This is a genomic window from Psychrobacter sp. NPDC078409, from assembly GCF_050268505.1.
Classification (GTDB): Bacteria; Pseudomonadota; Gammaproteobacteria; order Pseudomonadales; family Moraxellaceae; genus Psychrobacter.
Genome location: NZ_JBNNGW010000002.1, coordinates 514,613 through 540,445, shown reverse-complemented (window position 1 = coordinate 540,445; position 25,833 = coordinate 514,613). Strand labels below are relative to the sequence as shown.

Genomic DNA, 25,833 nt, shown 5'->3' with positions numbered 1-25,833 from the left:
AACGAAGTCATCAGCCCAACATTAGACTACATCTATGGAGCCAAACTTATTTACGGCGTTAACCATATTTACGGTGCTATACCATCGTTAGTTTGGATAACGGCGTGCTTAATATGTTTATTGAGTTTGATGTATAAAAATGCACCAAACAATATATTCAATAGTCCTGTTACCAAGAATAGCTGCGGTAGCGTAAACCCTAAAACATTTAAGATAACAATCGCAAAAATCGCTGAGGTAACCATAAATATCGCATTAAAAATATTATTCGCACCTACGATGCGTGCTCGATGACTCTTAGGTGCGTAGGCTTGCATAGAAGCATATAGCGGTACGATATACAAACCACCGCTGAACCCTAATAAGAATAAATCCGCGAAGACACGCCAGCTACCACTTATATTAAACAAATCACCGATGCCAAGTAATGTGTCATTATTCACATTTATATCTAAACCTGAAAGTGAAAAATACAAATCAATAGCAAAGATACTTAATCCAGCAATACCAAAAGGCAATAGACGCAAGCTGACTTTGTTTTTGGTCAATGTTTTGCACAGCACCGAACCGATCGACACGCCAACAGAAAACAATGTGAGTAAGAAAATAACGACTGACTCATCACCAAGCAAAATCACCTTGCTGAACTCTGGCACTTGGGTCAAAAACGTCGCCCCATAAAACCAAAACCAGCTGTTACCAAGAATGATAAAGAACAAAAAAGGCAAGGAGTATAAGTAACGTACCGTGGCTAAGCTAGTCGTAATAATATTCCAGTTAATCTTCAGGTCAGGCTGCATCGCTGGCATAGTAGGGATATAGCGTGCGGCTAAATATCCCAAAACAGCGACAACCAACACCGTGGCACTAATCCAATACAGGGATTGTGATAGCTGAGTCAAAATACCAGCGACAATCATCCCGACCAAAATAGCCAGCGAAGTACCCATCTGAAAAAGGCCGTTGGCGCCGACCAGTTCATCTTCTTTCATCGCTTGCGGCAGATAAGCGTATTTGATCGGTCCAAAGAAAGTCGAATGTGTACCCATCAAAAACAACGCGACAAATAGCAGTGCATACCATTCAAAGACAAAGCCGACCGCAGCAACTGCCATAATGACTAGCTCAAGGAGTTTGATAAACTGCGTGAGCTTTGATTTTTCATACTTATCAGCAATCTGTCCTGCCAAAGCAGAAAACAAAAAGTAGGGTAGGATGAATAACATGGCGGCCAAGTTATTAAGGATGCTGACCTCTACCCCCAATTTACTGGCGGCAGTATAAGTCAGCACCAGTATGAGCGCCTGCTTAAAAATATTGTCATTGAATGCGCCCAAAAACTGGGTGAAAAACATAGCGCTAAAACGACGGCGCTTGAATAACTGAAACTGGTTGGACATGGACATTCCTACAGATAAATCGCGACTGATAGAGAAAATAGCGGCGCTGAACGACAATTTTTTTATGATAATAATCGTAAATTTTATTAAAAACTATATCAAGATATAGCATAGGTTTTATCAATATTAAGCCGTATAATAGCAAGGCTTCGGTGAAAATACATGCAGTCAATGCTATGATTCGATATTTAACTAAGTTATGATTTATAAATTTTATGTGATTGTGTTTTAGGGTATAAATAGTAGTGAAAACAAAGGCTACTACCCATCAATGCTATTTATAAGCTAGTAGCCTTCTCTAAGCTAGTAGACCTACAAGGCGATAGACATACAGTGCTAAAGCCGACACTATAGATAACCAGTCATAAAATTAAAGTAGTAAACCATTAATTGCAGATAACTGCTATAAGTTTATTCACCGGTCAGACTTGACGATCGTTATCGTTGATAAGATTGTGCCGCGTGAGCTGATAGGACGTAAAGATGATAAAGCAGCCTTCAACTCGAGCATGCAAGGGTCTAATGATGCAGCGTGACACAGCCATAATCCAAAACGATAGTAATAATCCAAGTACATATCCAGCAGCGCCGCGCAAAAATTTCAGACGCTCTGCATTGTGCACTGCGCTTGCGACCAGTTTGTTCGGTATGGCACCTGCGGCAATGGCAGATACCATCAATAATGCAAACAATACCGCTATCACTAACTCATCTGCTGCTGACCAAACTGACGGTAATCAAACGCTTAGTAACCAGACTAACAATAGTCAAAGTGCAAATGATCAAGCATCTATCAAGCAATCAGCTACATTGTCAGATGACGATACTCAGCTAGATATGGCTCTAGATGCGCTTCGTCTGAAAAAAGCAGTGGAACAAGGCATCATCGATCAGTCAGTATTGGACGACTATAGCGAGCAGAGCTTGGGCATTAAGAAACCTAACTCGACAAAGTCAGTATCTAAAAACTCGACGACGCAAAATGCCAATGCTCAAAACGCAACTTCTCAAAACAACAACTCTCAAGATCTAGAGAGTTTCCCTGAGAGTCCAAGCAATTCATATAATCCCAATAATGCTCAGTCAAACTATGCTAATGATGACCTGTTGCAACAAGCAACCGAGATTCAGCAGCAAGGCTATCAAATGATGACGCCTGAGCAGATCGATCGTGAGCTAGCTGCAATGGATGCGCAGAACGCTCAAGACATTGATAGTATCAATATTAGCAATAATGACAGTGATTTTGATGCGCCAATCGCTACGTTAGATGACACAATATCGCCAATTGGTCTAGATACAGAGCTAGATGCAACAAACTTGCCAGCACCTAACAACCTTGATACGTTGGGTAGAAGTGAAACAACGCAAGAACAGGCGAGTACAGCTGAAGGGATGTCACGTCCGATTGAGGTGAGTGGTGCTGTGAGCAATGAAGATGTTGTTAGCACTGAAGCTATTGTTAAGAATGAAAGTGGCCTGACGACTGATGATAGTAGTGATGAGGTGATAGCTGGCACGAATGTGCCTGCCAATGTAGAAGGTACGACAACAGATATTATCAATCCGAATGACTATCTACCAGATTATCAGAATGATACTCAGGCCGTTGATCAAAGTATCGAACAAGCCAATAGACCACGGCCACGCGCGCGCAATAGAGGTAATATCGTGACGCGTCTGTACAATCGCTTTTTTAACGACGGTGGCGTGGTGGCTTTGCCAAATGTAGAAACCACTATTTATCTAGAGCAAGTATCCGCTGAAGATTCTCCTAACGGTAAGGCTCAGTTGATTGAGGCTGACAATGATATTCAGCCGATGAAAAACATCAAAGCAGCACTGGATGACACTTCCGTTCAGTCGGTTATTGACTTTACTGCGGCATTGCCACGTTTGCGTGAGACGGCACAGAATGCTGCTAAAGCCGTTGGTTACTACGAGGTTGAGCTGCGTCTGACCCAACCTGACCGTGACACAGTCAATGTTGTGATTGAAGAACTAGGCGAGCCAGTACTGGTAGATAGCCGTATTATTGAGATTCGCGGTGAGGGCAGTGAGCAAGAAGAATTTGCCATGCTTGAGGCAGACTTGCCGCCGCAAGAAGGCGATATCTTTAATCACCGCGTCTATAAGAGCAGTAAAGCGGCTTTAGAGTCTTTGAGTAATACCTACGGCTACTTTGACCAGTATTGGCTGAACAAATCCGTTGATATCATCTTGCCGGACAATAAAGCAGATGTCTCGTTGGTTTATAACACGGGTGATCGTTACGAGTTTGATGATGTGGTGTTTTTTACCTACGACAAAGAAACCAATACGCTGACCCAAGACCCCGACAAGCTACCAGTAGAGCTTTCATTATTACAACAGCTCTATGGCTTTACGCCGGGCGAGCCGTTTTATCGTCCAGCAGTCACTAAGTTTAGTAATGACTTATCGGCAACTCGTTACTTTAATACGGTCAACGTCGAGTCGATACTACCACCAACTGATAGTAGTGAAGCTGGTACCTTAGCGTTTGACAATGCTGCTACCGAAGGTAACGGCACACTAGATGACGACATTAACAATGTAGACAATGATGGCATTGCAGATCTGAGTAGCAATGATGGCGCAGCTGCCTCAAATGTAACTGCTAGCAAAGAAGATACGGTCAATGATAATAGCGACATAGGCGCAGAGAGTGATAATGCTCTGAGTGCTAACAGCGGCGAGACGGTCAATGAAGCGGATATCGCTGCGATTGATTTTGAAGCTGATGAAGCCACCCTTGATAAGCTGCAAGCCATCAGACAAAAAGCAGAACGACTGAGCCGTTTGCCAAATGATCGTGTGCTCGATGAAAAAGATCAGGAAGCTGATAACCTATTGGGCAAAATCAGTGACTCAATCAGTAATGTCGCACAAAAGATATTCCCCGATGAAAAGAGTCTGATCGCTGATGAAAACTTTGTACCGCCAACGCTAGCAGGACGTAAAACGCCGCAAGACGTTGCAGAAAGCAAAAAAATACCTTTATATGTGTTTGTATACGCGGATAAACCACGTGATGCTCAAGTTGGTCTGGGTTATGGAACAGATACAGGCGTTCGCGCCACCGCAAAAATTGACTATAACTTGCTCAATCGCCAAGGCTATCAAGCAGGTGCAGAAACAGAAGTGTCGAGAATCAGCAAAAATGTGGCTGTGTATGCCAGTCGACCATGGAATCATCCGCTCAATGATAAGCTAGATGGGCGTCTTACTTATGAAGAGGAAGTGATTGACCAAGGTGAAGGCAACTTTGATCTATCAACCACGACACTAAAAGCGGCCTTGGCACGCAATATCCGTAGTGACACTGGTTGGAACCGTAGCTACTCTGTGCGTTACCGCTTGGATGAGCTTGAGACGGGGGTTGATGGGGCAGCATTAGATGATTTGCCTATCCGCTTTACCTCTTCAAGTCCGAAACAGCGTGCGCTATTGTTTGGCTATGGTATGAATAAAACAGATACTGATAACGCTACTAACCCAACGCAGGGCATGCGCCAGTACTACTCAATCGAGGCTGGCACTGATAGCGCATTCAGTGATACCGATATGGCGATTATTCGCGCAGGCGTTAGTGGTATCTATAGCTTTGGCGAAGACAAAAAGCATCAAGTATTAGGTAGTGCTAATGCCGGTTATATTTGGGCCGATGATTTTTACGATGTGCCTTATAAACTGCGTTTCTTTGCAGGTGGCGATCAGAGTATCCGCGGTTATGATTACGAGAGCTTGTCACCATTAGATAAAGGCTATCTAACGGGCGGGCAGGTACTAGCGGTCGGTAGTGCTGAGTATAACTATGAATTTAAACCAGGTTTCCGTGGTGCATTCTTCACTGATGTCGGTAATGCCTATGACAAAGATTTTGATACTGAGACAAAAGTCGGTGTCGGTGTCGGTATCCGCTGGGCATCGCCTGTAGGAATGGTGCGTGTCGATGTGGCTGCTGGCGTGACAGAGGAAAGCATTCCTGTACGACTGCACTTCTTTATTGGTTCACCGTTATAATCGCTCAATGTAGTAGTTCCAACTGTTTAGTAGCTCCAAATGTTCTAATTATCACTTATCGTACCGATTGCTGGTCTTCATTTTTTAACGTAGTTGAGTGTCATGCTGACAGAAAATACCCCGCCTAATAATGCTCCAGATGAAGATCCAGCACAGCGTGATGCCCGTGCCGTTAGGCGTTGGTATCCGTTGTCATTTCTGCTCAAACTACTGGTATTGGTGCTCATCGTACTGGCGATCATGTTTGCCATATTCTTTTATGCGGCTGGGACTGACGCTGGTACGAAGTTTATATTAGAAAAAATCAGTGTCGAAACAGGTATTGATTTTAAATATGGACGCGGTAACCTGCGCGATGGTATTTGGGTCACTGATATCGATATTGAAGCGACTGAAGATCTTGAGATATTGGTAGATAAAGCCTATGTGAAAATAGGCTGGCGTGCAGTATTTGCAAAAGAAGTGCATTTAAGTGATGCAGACATCCAGACCATAGAGATTATCAATAAAAAACCGCCTACTGGTGAACCGTTTGATTATAAAACTTTAAAGTTGCCAGTAAACTTGCGTTTTGATCAAGCAAAAATTAAGAAAATTACTTATAAGCAAGTAACCAAAGATCCTATCGTTATTCAAGATATTACGGCGCGTGACCTGACGTGGGTAGGTAGCACGGTGACTGTTGGCCGTGGTGATTTGCAGTATGCTGATATCGTGAAAGTCAGTGCCTTACAAGGAGAGATCGACCTACAGGGTGATTATCCACTAGATTTGAGTGCGATTGCGGAAGTCAGCGCCCTTGAAAAAGCCTATATCGACCCATTGAATATCTCTGCAACGGGAACGCTCAAACGTACTGTCGGTAAAGTACGCAGTCGTTATAACGATAGCGATGTGAAAGGCGACTTTGTAGTACAGGGGTTGGATGCGGGTGCGCCGTTCGATGCAAAACTACAGTGGGATGATATTCTTATCCCTTACGCTGATAGCCAAAATATTCGCCTACAAAGCGGTACAGCCACAGCTTCTGGTGTCATCTCTGAGATACGGCTGCGTATCAATACTGAATTGACGGCCAAAGACATTCCATCAGGTCATTACCAAGGCCGCGCCGTTATCGCCAACAGTCAGCTACGTATAGATCGCCTAGATGCTGACGTGCCAGCGGGACGTTTGGCGTTACAAGGTATTTTAGATTGGAAAAACAGCTTTGAGGCCACAGTGCGTGCGACGGGTAGCAACTTTGATATTCGCCAAGCTATTCCGGATGAATATATTGACTTTAAAGCTTATGCGCCGCAAACCCTTAACGGTAGGTTGTCATTGCGTTATCAGCAGCAGAATGCCACTGGTAACACGCAAATTGATGCAGATTTGCGTCAGCGTGATGGTGAGCATATCAATGCCAATATGGTCCGTGGTAAAACTTCTGCTAAATCTAAGCAAGTCGCGCCTTGGTATATTGATGCTAACTGGAAAAACTTAACCCGCCGCAACGTACCCAATATTGGCAATATCGACAGTCCTAGTGGGCAGGCGGACGTCATTGTTCGTGGTTCGACCCTATCAGTCGATGCCAATGCCGTTATCAATGAACTAAATGCTGCTCCCAAGGGTAACTATGATCTACGTATACGTAAGGCTGGTGATGTTATAGATATCAATCGTCTTAATTATAACGGCATAGTAGGAGACTTGTCCGGCACAGGACAGATTCAGTTAGCGAGCAAACAGCGTCCACTGACATGGCAGATTGATGCCAGTACCAAAGGTTTACTCCCTAAGAAATATCGTAGCGATCTACCGCTTGAGCGCTTAACAGGTAGTATAAGTGCGCGTGGTCGACTGCTAAATATCACCAAAAAAGGTGTCAGCGGACAGCGTCATGTGATTACTTTAAACAATACCGATATGCAAGCGCAGCTCGATGCGACGCAAGCAGATCGTGCTATCGGTATTACTGGTGCTGGCGATGCCAGTGTCGATATCGTAGGTGGTGAGCTGTCGGTGTTCGATGCGCGTTTTGATGGTCGGATTGATACGGCAGATGTACCACAAGGTCGTCTGTCTATCGATGCTGCGGGTACGCCAAAGCTGATTAGTATTCGTAAGCTGAACTATAAGGGTGAAGCGGGCGCAGTTGATGCGAAAGGGGTCATCGACTTACGTAAAAATATCGGCTGGAATATAGATGGTCATTTTGACCAGTTCAATTTGGGTTATTTCTTACCCAATAATCCAGCGATAATCACAGGCGATTTAAAAACCAGTGGCGAATGGCAAAATGCACCAAAGAACAGCAAAAATACTGCAGGTACTTTGCAGCGCTTTGCCGTAAATTTCAACGGCATATTGGATGCCGAGCAATTGCCAGCAGGTAAGCTGAATATAGAAGCCAGTGGTGACAGTCAGCTGATCCGTATCAATCGTTTCCGTCATGTGGGTGCGGCAGGTAGTATTGATGCCAGCGGTACCGTTGATGTGCGTCAAGGCGTTGCGTGGGATATCAAGGCAGTGATGGATCGTTTTAACATTGGCTATTTCCTAAAAGATACCCCAAGCCTTATCACTGGTACGATTGATACAGATGGCCGATGGAGTGACACGCAGCAAATCATCAATATTAAACAAGTCAATCTGAATGGCATGCTAAAAGGGCAGCAACTGAGTGCCAAAGGCAGCCTATCGGCGAAAATGCGTTTGCCCAAAGATTTAGCAAGTTACTTCAAACAACTTCAGACCCAAGATGCCCAAGCACAGTATAAGCAAGTAAATGCTTTGATTGATAGCCTAAATGCTAATAATCTGGTACTGCGTTGGGGTGACAACTATGTCACGGCTAACGGCAATGCCAAACAGCTACAAACCAAAATTAACATCACCAGTCTAGATCAGCTGTCTAGCCAACTGGCTGGTAAAGTCACTGGCGGTGCCACGCTGTCTCAACCGGCTGGACAAGCACTGCCTACTATTTATATTGATTTGGTCGGTGAGCGACTCGCGCTACCTGGCTTTATATTGCGTCAAGGTCGTGTACGCGGCAAGCTAGTTAACTTAGCCAATAGCCCAAGTCAGCTAATTGTGACGGCTGAAGGTCTAGATGCTGCTGGTCAAAGTTTCGATAGTGTTAAAGCGTCTTTTAATGGGACCGAAAAGTCTCATGTGGTCGATCTCAATGTGGCCAATAAGCAACTCGATGTCGGCGCTAGGCTAAAAGGTGGTTTTGATCGAGATAGGCTAAGCTGGTCAGGTGTCATTGGAAAAGGCCGCATCAAATCTAAATATGCGACTTTGAATCAATTGCAACCTGCACAGCTGATTGTGAATTTACCTTACAATCAGGGTGGTGAGAACCGTGATCTAAAAGTACAGCTTGCCGCTCACTGTTGGCAGGCCACGGATCAAACTGGCAAGCTCTGTCTACGAGAAAAACTAGTGGCATCGCCAGACCAAGGTGAAGTCAATGTAGCGTTGCAGAATTTAGATACATCGTTATTCTCAGTGTTCTTGCCAGAAGATATTGACTGGAATGGCAAGATTAATGGTAAAGCAATCGTTGGGTGGCAACGTGGTCGTCCGCCAACCATTAATACCACGCTATACTCAGATAACGGCAAGATAGGCCTCGCTCAAGATGGCGAAAGCACATCAATGACCTTGCCATACAAGCGTGTGTCTCTCATTGCTTTGTCTGTGCCTGAGGGTATCAAACTGCGTACCGATATCAATACTGGACGCGGTGCGCGTGGCTATGCTGAGGTGATCGTCGATCCTTATAAAGACCCTAAACCAATTTCTGGTGCACTGGTGCTGAACGAGCTTGATCTTGCGATATTTAAGCCTTTCTTCCCTGGTATGCGCGTCCTAAGAGGTAACGTCACAATGGCAGGTGGCCTAGGTGGTACCTTAACCAAACCGCAGTTCTATGGCGATGTAAAACTCTCTGATGGCCGTATAGCCATGCTTGATTTGCCAGTGAATCTGTCCAAAGTAAATGTGGCAGCCAAAATCCGCGGCACACAAGCGACCATTGATGGCACATTCAATAGTGGTACAGGTGAAGGCGAATTGTCAGGGACAGTCAATTGGCAGCAAAAACTGCAGGCCAAGTTGAGTATTGTCGGTGAAGGCCTAGTCATCACTCAGCCGCCACTACTGGTTGCTGAAATTGATCCTGATATCGATATCATTGTGCGCCCAGGCGACCGTTATGTTGATATAAAAGGGGCGATCAGTGTGCCGTCTGCGACCATTCGTCCGCCTGAAGCCAGCGAAGATATCATCACTCAAACCGAAGATGCAGTCGTACTAGATCGTCGTTTGATTGGTAATATCGATGAAGTACTGGCTATCTCAAAACCTTGGTCAATCAATGCGGATATCGGTGTTGATTTGGGCGATGATATCAATTTCCGTGGTTTTGGCGCTGTCATTCCATTGGCAGGTGCGATTAATTTGACTCAGAATGGCACAGGTATCATGCGTGCCAGAGGTGTTGTACAGGTCTCACGCCGTACCAATATCAATGCCTTTGGACAGAGCCTAGAGCTAAATTATGGTCAAGTTCGTTTCAATGGTGATGTGATGAAGCCGAACTTGAGTATTGAAGCGGCCAAAACGATTAATGGTAAAACGGTCGGTCTGCGTGTCAAGGGGACGACTGAAAGCCCCAATATTATCGTCTTTAACAATGCAGGATTGACCCAGCAACAAGCAATGAACGCGTTGGTGACAGGTCGCATCGATAACAAGAGCGCAACGCAAATCAGTGAACAAGGGTTTAAATCGCAAGTGACCAATAATTTGGCAGCCGCTGGACTGAGCTTCGGTTTGAGTGGCACTCGTAGCCTGACTAATCAAATCGGGCAAGCTTTTGGTTTGCAGAGTCTGACAGTCGATGCCTCAGGTAGTAGCGAAGACACTAATGTCAACGTCACAGGGTACGTAACGCCTGATTTGTACATTCGATATGGTGTGGGTGTTTTCAATGCGCAAAACAGTCTTTCTGTTCGTTATCAATTGACACGCCGTATCTATGTGGAAGCAAGCTCAGCAGCTGAAAATGCAGTAGATGTGGTCTATAGTTGGCAGTTTTAAATCGTTCATTCAGAAGATGACGGCTTTCTAATTGATGTCAGCTGAGAGCGCTTTTGAAATTATTTTTAAGTTGTAGAACCTATAAAAAAACGCCTCATAATGAAGGCGTTTTTTTATAGAAGTATTGAAACAGATACTATTGAAATAGACGTTACTTGGTTAGAATCAAGCGATTGTTGCGAGTTAGGCGTAGTCGATACTCTTCGCCTTCATGCTCGATACGTACCTCTTTAGTCAATGCAAATAGGTGTTGTGATTGCAGAGTAGGTAAACGGTTTTCACGACAGTTTAAATAACGAGAGATGACCATGCTCATAGTAAATTCCTTTTGAAAAAAAGTGGCTTATAAAATTGGCTAACCATAGCGTAATTGTTTTTAACGATAATAATTATCATTTAGATTTGATAAATTTGCAAGGCAATTGATAAAATAAAATGCAGTTATTATGTAAACTTATCTAAGTTCGCTGTCATAAAATATCTCGAATGAGTTTTTTATCTATATGAATTAATGAGTTAGGTGGTAAATTTAAATAAATCATTTAGCCTATAAAAACTATTAAATTATCAAAAATAGTCAGAGTAAATACCGAAACAAAGGATATAAGTATGTTGAACGGGTCAAATCAACAATCAGAGACGAAGCCGGACAGTAAAACAAATAGTAAGGCGAAAACTAACAAACCTAGCATTATCAATGTTGCAGTGGCTGTCATTCATTATAAAGATCAGTATTTGCTTGGGTTTCGAGATGCTACGCAGCATCAAGGAAATCGTTACGAGTTCGTCGGCGGAAAGATAGAAACAAATGAGTCAGCAGCGCAGGCGTTGATAAGAGAGGTAGCTGAAGAGACGGGTATCCTGCTTGATAATAATACTATCGTTAAGCTTGGGCGTTTGCATCATGATTATGGCGACAAGCAGGTCAGCTTACAGGTTTATAAGATTGAGCTGACAGCAGAGCAGTACGAGCATCATAAACACCGTGAGCAGGGTTTAGAAGGGCAGGCATTAACTTGGGTGACCAAATTACAGCTTTTGGCAGGAGCGTATCATTTGCCCGCTGCTAACAAGACAATCCTTGAGTGGTTGAAGCTCCCATCGAAGATAGCGATTACTTATCCTCTAGCACATTTCGGTACACACACTGATGCAGCGGCGGCATGGCTACAGTATCATCAAGAAAAGTTAGCATCAGAGTCATGGGTATATATCCGCTTGAAAGACGCAAATTCTAAGCATCTTGCTGAGCAACTGATGACAGCACGCCCAGATATTTTAGCGATTTTACCTAATGATAATGAGCAGCCTTTGAACGTTGAGGAATTACTAACCGCTAATGAGACAGAAACTGGCCAGCGAATAGTTGCCAAGCATTTGACACACTCGACACTGATGCAGTGTTTTGATAAGGATGGCAATCCTACAGCTCTCACGCAGTCGTTATCTAAAGACCGTCCGCTCATCGTCAGCTGTCATGACATCGCGAGCATAACAGTCGCCAACAAACTTGCCAGCATGCGCATACAGAATGCATTACCACCAGTAATCGGTACTTTCGTATCGCCTGTACTCGCTACCCAAACGCATCCTAATGACGTACCGCTTGGCTGGGAAGCATGGTCAGCGTTGGCAGATTTAGCTGATATGCCTGTTATTGGGTTAGGTGGTCTAGAGCCTGCTATGCTCAATCAAGCATTGCAGTATGGCGGTATCAGTGTGGCAGGTATTCGTCAGTTCATATAATTCGCATGACTCAAGAAAGCTATAGGGAATCTACGGTGTCATGTGCCTGAATGTGACTCGTATTAAACGTGCGTATTAAGCTTAGTAAGTTCAAATAACTGATTTTTAACTTAGTTATCCAGTAAGTAACTGTGTGGTTATGATGTGTTCAAACAACACTCAAACCCCATAGTTACTTACAAACCGTTGCGTTTTCCTACATTGCACTACTGTTTTAATAGTCCAGTTGTCCTTAATATATATTGCATATCTACGATACGTTGATCTTATTTCTATAGACGAGTGACTAACCAAAAGTAATGTTCAAAATACAATAATAAAAAAGCTTTTGTAGAGTCAAGTTTTGCACGAATAATTTATACCAAAGCAAATGGCTTTTAGAAAACGAGACCAAATAGATGCCGTACATAAAGCGTTTTTAACAATCACTATTTAAGAATGGTACTCCTATGAAAACCAATAAGTTACCTGAGTCAGCATGGACTGATTCACAGGCAGCTGGTTCTCAACTTCAGCAGCCTAAGCAATCGCTCAATGACAATGAATATGGCGATGATACGCAACAGACAAACCAAGCTAGTAACGATGCTAGCTATAATCACGACAGCTCGAATGGCGAATATTCGCACCATCTGGCAAAAGACACGTCTTCGCAAGACAGCTATTTTGGATACAAAAGCGCCGACAAAAGCCCTAGGGCAAAAGAGTCAGCTATGAGTAACAACGAGATAAGCAAAGATCTAAAAAATAGCAATGAGGACAATCATGACGTGGCTAGTGGCTATAAATCATCTGGTTATAAGTCAGCGCAAAATAAGCAACCACAAAAGCTAAATGAAGATGAGCCATTAATGTCAGGACTGTTAGAGGATCAAATAGATAATCTAAACAGTAGTTCTGAACACGCCATCGACGCTAAGCAAATCAGTGATTCATCAACAAATAATTCATCTTACAAAGAAATACCGGAGCGCATATTTATGAATGGACTTATCAAACATACAGGCATTGCCTTAGCGATTATTATACCGTTAGCAGCGTTCTCAGCCTATGCGGCCACGCCGCCAGTAAACATGGCAACTAATAACACGGCAACTAATGGCATGTCTGATGATGCGATGAGCGAGAAGACCACGACTGATGTGCTATCGGTTAAGCCAAGCGATATTATTCATAAATCTGCAAGCACGCCAACTACTGTAGATAGCGTAGATCTGAACACCTATGCAGGTACTTGGTATGAGATTGGTCGTTTGCCGATGTATTTCCAGCGCAAGTGTGCTGGTGATGTGACCGCCAATTATGCTCAAAAAGATGACGGCTCAGGAATCACGGTTACTAATAAATGTGTGAGCGAGGACGGTTCAGGTATCGTCGCAGAAGGTCTGGCTAAGCCAGTCGATGAAAGCGGCAGCAAACTAAAAGTGACGTTTTTACCGAAGTGGATTCGCTGGATTCCAGTCGGCCGTGCTGATTATTGGGTGCTGGCACGTGATGCAGAGTATAAAACCGCGCTAGTAGGGACACCTGATAAAAAATACTTATGGTTACTAGCACGCTCGCCAAATATCAGTCAGGAAACGTATACCAAATATCGTCAAATTGCTCAGCAGCAAGGTTATGACTTAAAAGAGTTTACATTGACGTCGCAGAGTAATCAAACGGTGAATCTAGCACCATAATAGATGTAACTGAATTTACTGCTTTAATTAAACCATATAGCGATTAGTATTTTATTACGTCTCGATAAGGCAGCATATGTGGCTGCCTTTATTTTTATTACTAGCTGTATATGAGAACTATATATAAGAGCTATATATAAGAGCTGTATATAAGAGCTATATACGAGAGTAAAACCTATTATGCACACTAGCTAATCGGTTACTACTGGCAAAATGAGGCGTTTTAGGCTAAAATCTAGGCGATTCAAATACTCTAGTGTCAATGACCCATATTGATAGTGGTTGATTATCATATTAGAGTCGCCATTTAGAGCATACACGACCTATCTATTTTATACTTCTTCATATTTTATTGATCATACATTACTGACCATAAGGATGTTTCTCGTGAGCAACGCTGATACCTTACGCCAATTACATCAAGACCACTTGAACAACTACAACAATCAAGAGCAACAAGCGATTGAGCTTATGGGGCTACTAAACAAGCTCTATAACCAGCAAGACGTACAAGTGACTTTGTTTGGCGAAACGCTAGACTCTACCTCAGTTGGTCAAATACTTGCTTTACATCAAAAAGTAGCGCTACGCGACCATGGTGCCAAAGCTATCGATATCGCTGATACTCTAGCAATGGTAAAAGTTATCTCAGAAAACACTGATATCCAAGCCACTCGTATCGATGTTGGTCAACTGATTGCTAATGATACTGACTTACAAACGGCTCTACAGTCTATCAACAACGCTGGTGCTGTAAACGGCGCGACGGATGTTGTGCTGTATGGTTTCGGCCGTATCGGTCGTATTTTGACTCGTCTGCTATTGTCACAAGCCTCAAGCGCAAAAGGTCTACAGCTAAAAGCGATCGTTGTACGTCCAGCTGCTGCTGGCGACTTGGCTAAGCGCATCTCATTGCTTGAGCGTGACTCAATCCATGGTAGATTCTTAGGCGGCATCAGTATCGATGATGATAATAACGGCATGATCGTTAATGGTCGTTTTGTACAAGTTGTCTATGCCAAAGACCCAAGCGAAATCGACTATACTGCTTATGGTATCGATAATGCTCTTGTTATCGATAACACGGGTATTTGGAAAGACGAAGCAGGCCTTGGCAAACATTTACAGTCTACTGGCGTGAAAAAAGTACTACTAACCGCACCTGCTGGCGGCGATATCAAAAACGTCGTTTATGGCGTGAACAATGACACCGTTGGTGACGATACGATTGTTAGTGCTGCTAGCTGTACGACCAATGCAATTACGCCAACTTTGAATGTACTGAACGATGAGTACGGTATTGTAAATGGTCATGTAGAGACTATTCACTCATTTACCAATGATCAGAACTTAGTTGATAACTACCATAAAGCAGACCGCCGTGGTCGTAGTGCTGTGATGAACATGGTTATCACTAGTACTGGCGCTGCAAAAGCTGTTGGTAAAGCATTGCCAGAATTAAATGGTAAGCTAACGGGTAACGCTATTCGTGTACCAACACCAAACGTCAGCTTAGCTATCTTGAACGTGAATCTAAAAACTGCACCAGCAAGCGCTGATGCGTTAAATGAGTTCTTGCGTAAAATGGCTAACAGCAGCACTTGGCAGTCGCAGATTGCTTATACAGACTCTACAGAAGCGGTATCAACGGATTTCGTTGGTACGACTCATGTGGGTATTATTGATGCTCAAGCCACTATTTTGACTGACAACCAAGCCATCGTATATGTTTGGTATGACAACGAAGTAGGTTATAGTACTCAGGTATTGCGTTTGGCGACGCAAATGGCCGGAATCAGCTACACTCAGATTCCAGCATAGATTACTAAATACAGTAGAGCAATAACGTCATACCAAGTATAGTAGCGCTATCGTGTCACAAGAATGGCGCTGTAGCAGATGCTACTTTGAATAGCTTGGTAGGACTTTAACTGTCATACTTAAACACCCGATAGTCCGATTGATTGTCGGGTGTTATTGTCATAATGGGCACTAAGTAAAAGCAGTATTTATACAGTGTGCATTTTGACGCAACAACATAGCAAAACCCCAAAATACAACCGTTGGTTGTAACCAGTTTATAGACTGGATTGTGAATTAAGGAACGTAAGATGCGATTTATTGATGAAGCCGTCGTAACGGTAAAAGCAGGTGACGGTGGTAACGGAATCGCCAGTTTTCGCCGAGAGAAGTATGTCCCACGTGGTGGACCTGATGGTGGTGATGGCGGCAAGGGCGGAGATGTGTATGTCATTGCAGAAGATAACACCAACACCCTAGTTGACTATCGTTATACGCGTCGTCATGACGCTATGCGTGCTGAGAACGGCCATAGTAGAAACTGTTCAGGTAAAGGGTCTGACGATCTTTATTTACCAGTACCAGTTGGTACGACGGTAGTTGATACCGAGACAGACGAGGTATTGGGCGATTTGATTGAGATTGGCCAGACACTACTGATTGCCAAAGGTGGTGATGGTGGTCTGGGTAATACCCATTTCAAAAGCTCGACCAACCAAGCGCCGCGTAAAGCGACGTCAGGTTTTGAAGGTGAGCTAAAAGTTCTTAAGTTTGAGCTAAAAGTAGTGGCTGATGTTGGTTTGATTGGTTTGCCTAATGCGGGTAAATCGACCTTTATCCGTCAAGTCTCTGCTGCTAGACCAAAAGTGGCTGACTATCCGTTTACCACCCTAGTACCAAACTTGGGTGTGGTCGATATTGGTCGTCATCGCTCATTTGTGATGGCCGATATTCCTGGTCTTATTGAAGGTGCATCAGAAGGTGCCGGACTTGGTATTCGCTTCTTAAAACATGTTGCGCGTACGCGTCGTCTACTACACTTAGTTGATGTTAAGCCTGTTGATGGCAGCGACCCAGTCGAGAATGCCCGTGTTATTTTAAACGAGCTTGAGCGTTTTTCCCCTGAATTGGCCAACTTACCGCAGATTTTGGTATTAAACAAAATCGATCAGGTCAATGATGAAGATTTGAATGCGCTTTGTACCCATATTGTGGCAGAGCTTGGTTGGACTGGTATGGTCTTCCGTACCGCAACGCTAACTGGTGAAGGCGTTGATGCGGTCAAATATCATTTGATGAATGATATCGAACTTGAGCGTGAGCGTGAAATAGAAGATCCTATCTTCGCTGAAGCACAAAAAGAACGTTTTGAGCGTCTAGAAGCTGAAGTACGTCTGAACACTGAAGCACAGCGTGAAGCATATCGTGCGGCTCGTAAAGCAGCACGTGAAGGCTTGGATGCGTCTGATTTTGACGACGATGATGACGATGGCGTTGAGGTAATGTACGTTCCTTAAGCTAGTATGCTTGAGCAGTTATACTTGAATTGTGAATTTAATCCCTACAATCAATTAATATGAAAAAAAGGAGTTTATATGGCAGATGACATAGCAAACACGATGGAAGAAGCAAGATTTGTTAAGCAAACTCGCAACTTTGATATTCAGCGCGTTATTGTCAAAATTGGTTCATCACTATTAACCAATAACGGTCGAGGGCTGGATCGTACTGCCATATATGAGTGGGCAAAGCAAATTGCTAAGCTGCACAAAAAAGGCGTTGAGGTACTGCTAGTATCATCAGGTGCCGTTGCTGAAGGTGTGGTACGTATGAACCTTGAGGAACGTCCCAAAAAACTAGCAGCACTACAAGCCTGTGCTTCTATTGGTCAAATGGGGTTGATTGAAACATGGTGGTCAGCTTTGATTCAGCATGGCATTCAAAGCTCGCAGCTACTCCTAACTCATGATGACTTGTCTAATCGTAGTCGTTATCTCAATACGACGGGTGCGCTGACACAGTTATTAGAGTGGCGCGTACTACCTGTTATTAATGAGAACGACACCATCACGATTGATGAGATTAAATTTGGCGATAACGATACCTTGGGTGCGATGGCAGCCGCGATGGTTAATGCTGATTTGTACATTATCTTAACCGATCAAGAAGGTGTCTTCACTGATAACCCACGTGATAATCCTGATGCCAAGATGATTCGCCAAGAACGTGCAATGGCGGATTACTTATTTGATATTGCAGGAGACGGCGGTAAACTTGGACGCGGTGGTATGTTGACCAAAATCCGCGCTGGACGCCTTGCAGCAATGGGTGGTTGTCCTACCGTTATCGTCAGCGGTGCTATCGATGACGTTATCACTCGTGTGGTATCAGGCGAAGCCGTAGGTACCTTGTTGACTACTAATGACGAAGATAAAATCATTGCGCGTAAGCAATGGCTAGCTGCGCATCTGCGCATGTCAGGTAGCTTGGTCGTCGATGCAGGTGCTGCAAGAGCATTGACTGAGCACAATAGAAGTTTATTGCCAGTGGGTGTTGTAGAAGTGCAGGGCGGATTTGATGAAGGTGATGTGGTAGAAATCATTCATCAAGATACTGGCGAACGCATAGCCGTTGGGCAGGTAAACTTCTCATCGAATGATGCGCGCCGCGTTGCTCGTGAGCGTACCGAACAGTTCGATAAGATCTTTGGCAGTAGCGAAGAACGTGTCGTCATGGTACACCGTGACAATCTTGCATTAACTGTGTAGCGCTTTTATATAACCTTTTTTATTCAACTTATTTTATCCAGCACAATATCCATTTATAAATATGGATATTGTGCTGTTTTGGAGATTTGTACATGAGTGCTTCAGACGGTAGTAACTCGGTTCAGCAACAGTTTGCACCTTTAAAAAATGATAGATTGCTACGTGCATTACGTTTTGAGCCCATTGATACCACACCGGTATGGATGATGCGCCAAGCTGGTCGTTATTTGCCAGAATATAAGGCCACTCGTGCTGAAGCAGGTGACTTTATGAGCCTGTGCAAAGATACAGCCCGCGCTACTGAAGTGACTCTACAGCCATTGCGCCGTTATGATTTAGATGCTGCCATTTTATTTAGTGATATTCTAACTATCCCTGATGCGATGGGATTGGGCTTGTATTTCGAAACGGGTGAAGGCCCTAAGTTCAAACATCCTATCCGTGAGCAGGCTGATCTTGATAGATTGCCAGTGCTTGAGCCAAACGATTCTCTAGACTATGTCATGCGTGCGGTAACCAGCATTCGTAAAGCGCTAAATGGTCAAGTTCCATTATTCGGTTTTTCTGGTAGTCCGTGGACATTGGCTACTTATATGATAGAAGGCGGTAGCTCGAAAGATTATCGTTATACCAAAGGCTTTTTGTATAGTAACCCTGATTTTTTACATCAGTTACTAGACAAGCTTGCAACGTCAGTTATCGACTACTTAGATGCCCAAATCATAGCTGGCGCTCAAATCGTTCAGATATTTGATAGTTGGGGCGGGGCGTTAGGCCATCGTCAATTTATCGAATTTTCACACATTTATAATAAACGTATTGTCGCCGAACTAAAGGAACGTCATCCACAAGTACCTGTAGTGCTATTCACTAAAGGTGGTGGGTTATGGCTTGATATTCAGGCTGACAGCGAAGCAGATGTGCTAGGTCTAGACTGGACGATGCCGATTGATCGTGCACGTCAAGTATTGACCGAAAGTCAGCGTCAATTGACCAAAAAGCATAAAAAACTGCAAAGCAGCAAAGCTATCCAAGGCAACTTAGATCCAGCGACGTTATATGGTTCGCCTGCAACTATCCGTTCGGAAGTGAACGCCATGCTTGACCGTGCTTACGCTGATGGTGAAAAGACTGGTTACATAGCAAACTTAGGTCATGGTATCACCCAATGGGTTAACCCTGACAACGCCAAAGTGTTTGTAGATGCAGTACACGACTATAAAATTTAACAGTCAGAATATTTAGAGAGTGATTCTGTCTTTGTTCTGTATTTGTAGAATTGCATGATTTGTAGAACTACACGCATTACAGGCAAATATAGAATCTATCAGTGCATATTTAGTATTTACCAAGAAAAGGGTGTTTTATGATTTCAGCAGCGATCGTCGGTGGTACAGGCTATACGGGTATTGAGCTTATTCGCCTATTATCTGCTCATCCTGAGGTTTCTATTGATTTATTAACTTCTCGTAGCGAAGCTGGCACTCGTGCTGATGAAATCTTCCCAAGCTTACGCGGTGTGTCTGACATCGTTTTTAGCGACTTGGGTGATAATACGCTTGCTGCATTGCAAAAATGTGATGTTGTATTTTTTGCGACGCCGCATGGTGTTGCAATGAAGCAAGCTGAAGCGCTGACACAAGCTGGCGTCAAGGTTATCGATTTGGCTGCTGACTTTCGTTTGCAGTCACTGACTGACTTTGAGCATTGGTACAAGCAGTCACATGCTTGTCCTGAACTGTTGAAAACAGCAGTCTATGGCCTACCAGAAATCAATCGTGACAAGCTTGCGAATGCGTTACTAGTAGGCAACCCAGGCTGTTATCCAACCACTGCGATTTTGGGTCTAAAACCAATTATCGAAGCCCAGAATAAGCAAGCAGAGCGTTTGATTGAGTCTCGTATTGTAATTGATGCAAAATCTGGTGTGTCTGGTGCAGGCCGTCAAGCATCACTTGCACTCAATTATGCTGAGACAACAGATAGCTTTAAGGCTTATAGCGTCGAAGGCCATCGTCATTTACCAGAGATTGAGCAGGGTGTTGCACAGTTATTAGACAGTCAGTTCGCGCATCGCATTCGCTTTTTGCCGCATTTAGTACCGATGATTCGGGGCATGCTAAGCTCTATTCATATGGAGCTGACCGATGCTGGCGCTGCTATCGATTGGCAGCAAGCATTTGAAAATAGCTATACGTCAGAGTTGTTTGTTGATGTCATGCCAAAGGGGCTTTATCCCGATACGCGCAGTGTTCGTGCTAGTAACCGTTTACGTATTGCGGTACATCAGGACAATGAGCGTGCTGAGCTAACAGTTATCGTTGTTCAAGATAACTTAGTCAAAGGTGCTGCTGGTCAGGCTGTGCAAAACATGAACGTAATGTTTGGTTTTGATGAGTCAATGGGGCTGAACTTTGCACCGATTGTTCCTTAATATCAACGACTTCATATTCCAATCATTCACATTTTCGGTGCTAGGTATTGATTATAAATTCGGCTATAATGACTTGCCCTTACCCTTAAGAGATACTGTCTAAATGCGTGTTCAGCTCGTACTACGCTTTTGCTCACAGCCAGCACGTCTATCGTGCAAAGACTCAGTTATACCTAGCTTGGAGCGCAAACAGCATTCCTTTAGAAATAATAATGTCCCTATAAGTGGTATTGCTAGCTCACAACGCGGCGCTTCTACATTGGTATTGGCACTGTTCGTTGTAGCCGTATTAGTGACAGCGGTGGTTGGGCTGGTATTTGGTCATAAGCTTGGCTACCAACGTGGCCTTCATTCGATGGAAACAGAAGCCAAGCAAGCAATTATCGATAGCACTGAAGCGACACAAGCACTAGAAGACTTGCGCCTTAGCAATAAGATAGCTACTAACCAAGCAGCGACTGCCAAACAAGAACTGGCTATCAGTTTGGCTAATTTAAAAGAACTGCGTGAAAGCCAGCAAGAATTGACGGTAGAAAATAAACAAGTGTCACAGCTCAATGAGCTATATTCAGATGTCATTCGTGAGAAAGGTGGTATGCCTTTACAGGTATTAGGTGCCAAAATTTCGCCACTACCTGAAAATGCTTTTGAGTATGGTTTTGATATTGGGATGCTCAGCAGCGATGGTCAAGCCAAACGCCTACGGCCTGTATTGACGCTACTTAACAATGATGACCTTGTAGAGGTGCCACTTGACCCTGCATACCATATGATCGAAGGTATCGTTCGTATACGTGGTCGCTTTGTAATGCCATCAGGCTTTAGACCATTACAAGCCAAACTGATTTTGCAAGCTGGTGGTCAAAAAGCAGAGCAATTGTATGACTGGAAGCTCGGTGATAGTGTGGATAACATGCTACCATCGCTCCTAGATTTACCAGAAGTTGATGAAAGTCCTATCGTACCTTAATTACCTCATGTCTTAATGAAACACTCAGTGACGATGCTGTGGTTGAAATCAAAGCACAATGGCCTTAGTTAGTGGTTGTGCTTTATACCATGCCTTATCGCCTACCTTAACATCCTCTATCTTAAACTTACCTTATAATTATATTTTGATTATGATGAAAAAAATGATATCACAAGCCACGCCAACGGTTGCTGATTGGCACTTTCCCAATATGCCTGCTCATCGTGCACAAGACGGTGATACCGATGGCGAAACGTCACCGCAAGCAGATGTGTTGGTCGCAGAGCCTGAAGTAGCCAAACCGCCTATGTATGCGGTCGTTATGTACAATGACAACTACACGCCGATGGAGTTTGTTGTATATATATTGCAGTCAGAATTTCGTCATAGTATGGATTCTGCAGTCGAGATTATGCTGACTATTCATAATAGCAGCAAAGGCATTGCTGGCATTTATCCTAAAGATATCGCCGAGACTAAGGCCAAAAAAGTAAATAGTCTGGCACATCGTGAAGGTTATCCGTTATTGACCCAAATCGAACCGCACCAAGGCGAGTAGAGCAATTTATTAATATCTTATACTGATATATGGCTCTATTAAAGCTTTACCTACTGTTCTCTATTTCTAAGTAATCCATATTAAAGCTCACCATTATAGTGAGCTTTTTTGATTTTTCAGTCACTCCTCTTATATATGAACTTTGCCTCTTAAAATAGTTTTATTATTCATATAGTATTGATTTCTATAGCGAATAACCCTATCTATTAAACAGCCTGTCCAATAGTTTTGGACTAAGTATCTCCGTTGAACTTGCTAAAACCACGTCATTTCTAGCTTTTTAAATATCAATCTCTCTTTCTATCTAATCAGTTTTTCAACATTTAATATTCGTTATTAAGGTTGTCGCTACTAGCTTGTAGCACGCTTTGATACATTTTAGTCTGTGTTAATAGATTGACTCCGTCGAAGTATCGTGTTGATATAAAGAAAAGCGGCCATGGATAGTTGTGATTACTGTTGGCTGATAGCGAGATTATAGTATCTAATAAATAGTCTACCGCTCACCTCATTTATTCATGACTTCTAATAATACGAATATAGCCCTTGAACAATTCATCTATCGCCCTGATTTACTTACTAACTCATTCATAAAACTATCAATTATAAAGATAGATATAACCGTAGGAAGTTGTTATGTTAAGTCGTCATCTTGAAGTTTCTCTACGTTTAGCAATGACGCTTGCGCGCCAAAAATCGCATGAGTATCTCACTGTTGAACACTTGCTTTTGGCCTTATTAGAAAACACTCATGCTGCCAATACGTTGACTGCTTGTAATGCTAATGTCTCGGCGTTGCGTACTGAGCTTGAGGTTTATATTAATAAACACACGCCAACTATCGATGCTGATACAGAACAGTCACCGCAGCCGACTCAAAGCTTTGATCGTATCTTGCAGCGTGCTATTTTTCACGTGCAGTCGATCGGTGGTGGTCGTCTGGTGGAAGGGTCTGATATTTTGGTCTCTATGTTTTCAGAACATGATACCTATGCTGTCTACCTGCTTAAAAAACAAGGCATCAGTCGCCTTGAGTTAACCCAGTATTTATCACACGGCCAAGATAAAGAAGAGCCTTCTGAATCACGCGGTTCTGCAGGCACTGAGCGTCGTAGTGCTTCTGAAAAGACCAGTAAAGATCCCTTAGTTGAATTTGCGACCAATCTAAACCAGCGAGCTGCTGAAGGTAAAACCGATCCTTTGATTGGACGTGCTTCTGAAATTGAACGTGCTGCCCAAGTACTGTGCCGTCGTCGTAAAAATAACCCATTGCTAGTAGGTGAGCCTGGTGTCGGTAAAACCTCTATCGCTGAAGGTTTAGCATGGTTAATTATTAACGACAAAGCACCAAAGCCCCTTAATGGTTGCGTGATTTATAGCCTAGATATTGGTTCACTGATTGCGGGAACTAAGTATCGCGGTGACTTTGAAAAACGTATGAAGTCATTGCTTGATGCGTTAAAGAAAAAACCAAATGCTATTCTTTTTATCGATGAAATTCATATGATTATTGGTGCTGGTTCATCTATGAGCAGCAATATGGATGTATCGAATCTTATCAAGCCAGCGCTTGCTAACGGTGAGCTGCGTTGTATTGGTTCAACGACCTTTACTGAGTATCGCCAAGTATTTGAAAAAGATCATGCATTGTCGCGTCGTTTCCAAAAAATCGATGTTAAAGAACCTAGTGTGGATGACACCATCGATATCCTGCGTGGTCTAAAACCTCGTTATGAAGAATTTCATAATGTTGAGTATACGGATGAAGCGTTGGTCACAGCGGTACAGTTATCAGCCAAACATATTCATGAGCGTTTTTTACCTGACAAAGCTATTGACGTGATTGACGAAGCAGGTGCATATAAGCGCTTAGGTGTGGTGCCTGATGTCGATGATATCGAAGCGGAAGAAAGTTTCATTGCTGATTTAGAGCAAGATTTTGATGCGCAGATTGATGCTGATATCGATGGTGATACAGATAATGAAATGCAGGATGAAGCAGCGACTGCGAAAGCAAGCGATAGTGCTAAATCAGCAGATGGTGTGAAATTATCAAAAGGTCAAAAGCCACCGATGAAAATCGATGTGGCTGATATTGAAGCTATTATTGCTAAACTAGCACGTATTCCACCCAAATCTGTATCGAGTGATGACAAGAGTATCCTTGAACACTTAGATCGAGATCTGAAGCACTTGGTGTTTGGTCAAGATGAGGCGATTGCTACGTTGGCTGATGCCATCAAGCTATCACGTGCAGGATTAAAAGCACCTGATAAGCCAATTGGTTCGTTTATGTTTGCAGGCCCAACTGGTGTGGGTAAAACAGAAGTATCACGTCAGCTAGCGAACCTGTTAGGTGTAGAATTGGTACGCTTTGATATGTCAGAGTATATGGAAGCGCATACGGCATCACGCTTGATCGGTGCGCCTCCAGGTTATGTTGGCTATGATCAAGGCGGCTTGCTTACCGAAAAAATCAATCAGCATCCACATTGTGTATTGTTGCTTGATGAGATTGAAAAGGCGCATCCAGATGTCTTCAACTTGTTACTACAAGTTATGGATCATGGTACGTTGACCGATAACAATGGTCGTGTGGCCATCTTTAAGCAAGTCATCGTTATTATGACAACGAACGTTGGTGCTGATAGTATCAGTCGCTCGTCAATGGGCTTTACTCAACAAGACCATAGTCGTGATAACACAGAGTCACTGAAACGTGTCTTCACGCCAGAGTTCCGTAATCGCCTAGACGCCATTATTCAGTTCAATCCTCTAGATACGTCAGTTGTTGTATCGGTTGTCGATAAGTTCTTGGTTGAATTACAAGTACAACTTGATGATAAGCAAGTAACGTTAGAGATTGATGATGATGTACGTGATTACCTAGCAGATAAAGGCTATGACCGTCTAATGGGTGCACGTCCGATGCAACGTCTGATTCAAGATGAAATCAAAAAACCATTGGCAAGTATGATTTTGTTTGGTGACTTGGTCAATGGCGGTGTCGTACATCTGACTTTAGAGCCTAAAGTCGATGATTCCCAAGAGAGTGATACGATGAAGCTTGATAAGGTATCAGACAAAGGCTCAGCTGATAGTCGTATTATTCTAACAGTTGTTGAAACTCATGAACCGCATCCTGATTCTGAGTCTCTAGCTAGCTAAGTTACTGGTGCTAATATGACAAAAACGGCTACCGTATTACAGCGGTAGCCGTTTTTTTATTGCTATAATTTATCAACAAAGCGCACACAATTTTTTGTTAGTATGATTATTTACATTAAGCTGGCTTTAACAAAGCTATGGAACTTATAACAAGATAATAAGTAT

The 25,833-nt window shown here is 43.3% G+C and carries 14 protein-coding genes; 12 read left to right on the top strand and 2 right to left on the bottom strand.

All coding sequences use genetic code 11. From position 1 onward, the window contains the following. Window positions 1–68: 68 nt before the first annotated feature. Window positions 69–1,400, bottom strand: a complete 1,332-nt coding sequence (locus tag ACQKC9_RS05260) for an MFS transporter (RefSeq protein WP_427620785.1) — start codon at window positions 1,398–1,400, stop codon at window positions 69–71. 483 nt (window positions 1,401–1,883) lie between these two features. Here ACQKC9_RS05260 and ACQKC9_RS05255 point away from each other — a divergent pair, with 483 nt between their 5' ends. Next, a complete protein-coding gene (locus ACQKC9_RS05255; RefSeq protein WP_427620784.1) occupies window positions 1,884–5,444 on the top strand; it encodes a BamA/TamA family outer membrane protein in 3,561 nt (1,186 codons plus the stop codon). 102 nt (window positions 5,445–5,546) lie between these two features. Then, window positions 5,547–10,541, top strand: a complete 4,995-nt coding sequence (locus ACQKC9_RS05250) for a translocation/assembly module TamB domain-containing protein (RefSeq protein WP_427620783.1) — start codon at window positions 5,547–5,549, stop codon at window positions 10,539–10,541. A gap of 151 nt (window positions 10,542–10,692) precedes the next feature. Here ACQKC9_RS05250 and hemP read toward each other — a convergent pair whose 3' ends face one another. Further along, window positions 10,693–10,851 (bottom strand): hemin uptake protein HemP, encoded by a 159-nt coding sequence (hemP, locus tag ACQKC9_RS05245; protein WP_227672156.1) that lies wholly within the window; start codon window positions 10,849–10,851, stop codon window positions 10,693–10,695. Between the two features lie 299 nt (window positions 10,852–11,150). Between hemP and ACQKC9_RS05240 the strand changes: the two genes are divergently transcribed. The 10 genes from ACQKC9_RS05240 (at window position 11,151) to clpA (ending at window position 25,668) form a co-directional block, all read left to right on the top strand. Next, window positions 11,151–12,287: an NUDIX domain-containing protein gene (locus ACQKC9_RS05240; protein WP_427620782.1), complete on the top strand. Its 1,137-nt coding sequence runs from the start codon at window positions 11,151–11,153 to the stop codon at window positions 12,285–12,287. Window positions 12,288–12,736: 449 nt separating this feature from the next. Next, window positions 12,737–13,969 carry a lipocalin family protein gene (locus tag ACQKC9_RS05235; protein WP_427620781.1) on the top strand — a complete coding sequence of 411 codons (1,233 nt, stop codon included), beginning with the start codon at window positions 12,737–12,739 and terminating at the stop codon, window positions 13,967–13,969. A gap of 378 nt (window positions 13,970–14,347) precedes the next feature. After that, window positions 14,348–15,790, top strand: a complete 1,443-nt coding sequence (locus ACQKC9_RS05230) for a glyceraldehyde-3-phosphate dehydrogenase (protein ID WP_427620779.1) — start codon at window positions 14,348–14,350, stop codon at window positions 15,788–15,790. Between the two features lie 290 nt (window positions 15,791–16,080). After that, window positions 16,081–17,286: an Obg family GTPase CgtA gene (cgtA, locus tag ACQKC9_RS05225; protein WP_057759175.1), complete on the top strand. Its 1,206-nt coding sequence runs from the start codon at window positions 16,081–16,083 to the stop codon at window positions 17,284–17,286. A gap of 78 nt (window positions 17,287–17,364) precedes the next feature. Next, on the top strand, window positions 17,365–18,537 hold the full coding sequence (gene proB / locus ACQKC9_RS05220) for a glutamate 5-kinase (protein WP_057759177.1): 1,173 nt from the start codon (window positions 17,365–17,367) through the stop codon (window positions 18,535–18,537). A gap of 92 nt (window positions 18,538–18,629) precedes the next feature. Further along, the gene (hemE, locus tag ACQKC9_RS05215; RefSeq protein WP_379543983.1) at window positions 18,630–19,766 is read left to right on the top strand and encodes a uroporphyrinogen decarboxylase; all 1,137 of its coding nucleotides are present in this window, start codon (window positions 18,630–18,632) and stop codon (window positions 19,764–19,766) included. A gap of 137 nt (window positions 19,767–19,903) precedes the next feature. Continuing rightward, window positions 19,904–20,971 (top strand): N-acetyl-gamma-glutamyl-phosphate reductase, encoded by a 1,068-nt coding sequence (gene argC / locus ACQKC9_RS05210; RefSeq protein WP_404692448.1) that lies wholly within the window; start codon window positions 19,904–19,906, stop codon window positions 20,969–20,971. 103 nt (window positions 20,972–21,074) lie between these two features. Further along, window positions 21,075–21,941, top strand: coding sequence for a hypothetical protein (locus ACQKC9_RS05205; RefSeq protein ID WP_427620777.1), 867 nt, complete (start codon window positions 21,075–21,077; stop codon window positions 21,939–21,941). 163 nt (window positions 21,942–22,104) lie between these two features. Next, entirely contained in the window at window positions 22,105–22,500 is a 396-nt protein-coding gene (locus ACQKC9_RS05200; protein ID WP_101206289.1) for an ATP-dependent Clp protease adaptor ClpS, read from the top strand. A 636-nt stretch (window positions 22,501–23,136) separates the two neighbouring features. Continuing rightward, window positions 23,137–25,668, top strand: coding sequence for an ATP-dependent Clp protease ATP-binding subunit ClpA (gene clpA, locus ACQKC9_RS05195; protein ID WP_427620776.1), 2,532 nt, complete (start codon window positions 23,137–23,139; stop codon window positions 25,666–25,668). Window positions 25,669–25,833 lie beyond the last annotated feature (165 nt).

What these genes read in the sequence shown, in the direction of transcription:
- ACQKC9_RS05260 (WP_427620785.1), bottom strand. Translation starts at nt 1,400, where the DNA reads ATGTCCAACCAGTTTCAGTTATTCAAGCGCCGTCGTTTTAGCGCTATG.
- ACQKC9_RS05255 (WP_427620784.1), top strand. Translation starts at nt 1,884, where the DNA reads ATGATAAAGCAGCCTTCAACTCGAGCATGCAAGGGTCTAATGATGCAG.
- ACQKC9_RS05250 (WP_427620783.1), top strand. Translation starts at nt 5,547, where the DNA reads ATGCTGACAGAAAATACCCCGCCTAATAATGCTCCAGATGAAGATCCA.
- hemP (WP_227672156.1), bottom strand. Translation starts at nt 10,851, where the DNA reads ATGGTCATCTCTCGTTATTTAAACTGTCGTGAAAACCGTTTACCTACT.
- ACQKC9_RS05240 (WP_427620782.1), top strand. Translation starts at nt 11,151, where the DNA reads ATGTTGAACGGGTCAAATCAACAATCAGAGACGAAGCCGGACAGTAAA.
- ACQKC9_RS05235 (WP_427620781.1), top strand. Translation starts at nt 12,737, where the DNA reads ATGAAAACCAATAAGTTACCTGAGTCAGCATGGACTGATTCACAGGCA.
- ACQKC9_RS05230 (WP_427620779.1), top strand. Translation starts at nt 14,348, where the DNA reads ATGTTTCTCGTGAGCAACGCTGATACCTTACGCCAATTACATCAAGAC.
- cgtA (WP_057759175.1), top strand. Translation starts at nt 16,081, where the DNA reads ATGCGATTTATTGATGAAGCCGTCGTAACGGTAAAAGCAGGTGACGGT.
- proB (WP_057759177.1), top strand. Translation starts at nt 17,365, where the DNA reads ATGGCAGATGACATAGCAAACACGATGGAAGAAGCAAGATTTGTTAAG.
- hemE (WP_379543983.1), top strand. Translation starts at nt 18,630, where the DNA reads ATGAGTGCTTCAGACGGTAGTAACTCGGTTCAGCAACAGTTTGCACCT.
- argC (WP_404692448.1), top strand. Translation starts at nt 19,904, where the DNA reads ATGATTTCAGCAGCGATCGTCGGTGGTACAGGCTATACGGGTATTGAG.
- ACQKC9_RS05205 (WP_427620777.1), top strand. Translation starts at nt 21,075, where the DNA reads ATGCGTGTTCAGCTCGTACTACGCTTTTGCTCACAGCCAGCACGTCTA.
- ACQKC9_RS05200 (WP_101206289.1), top strand. Translation starts at nt 22,105, where the DNA reads ATGATATCACAAGCCACGCCAACGGTTGCTGATTGGCACTTTCCCAAT.
- clpA (WP_427620776.1), top strand. Translation starts at nt 23,137, where the DNA reads ATGTTAAGTCGTCATCTTGAAGTTTCTCTACGTTTAGCAATGACGCTT.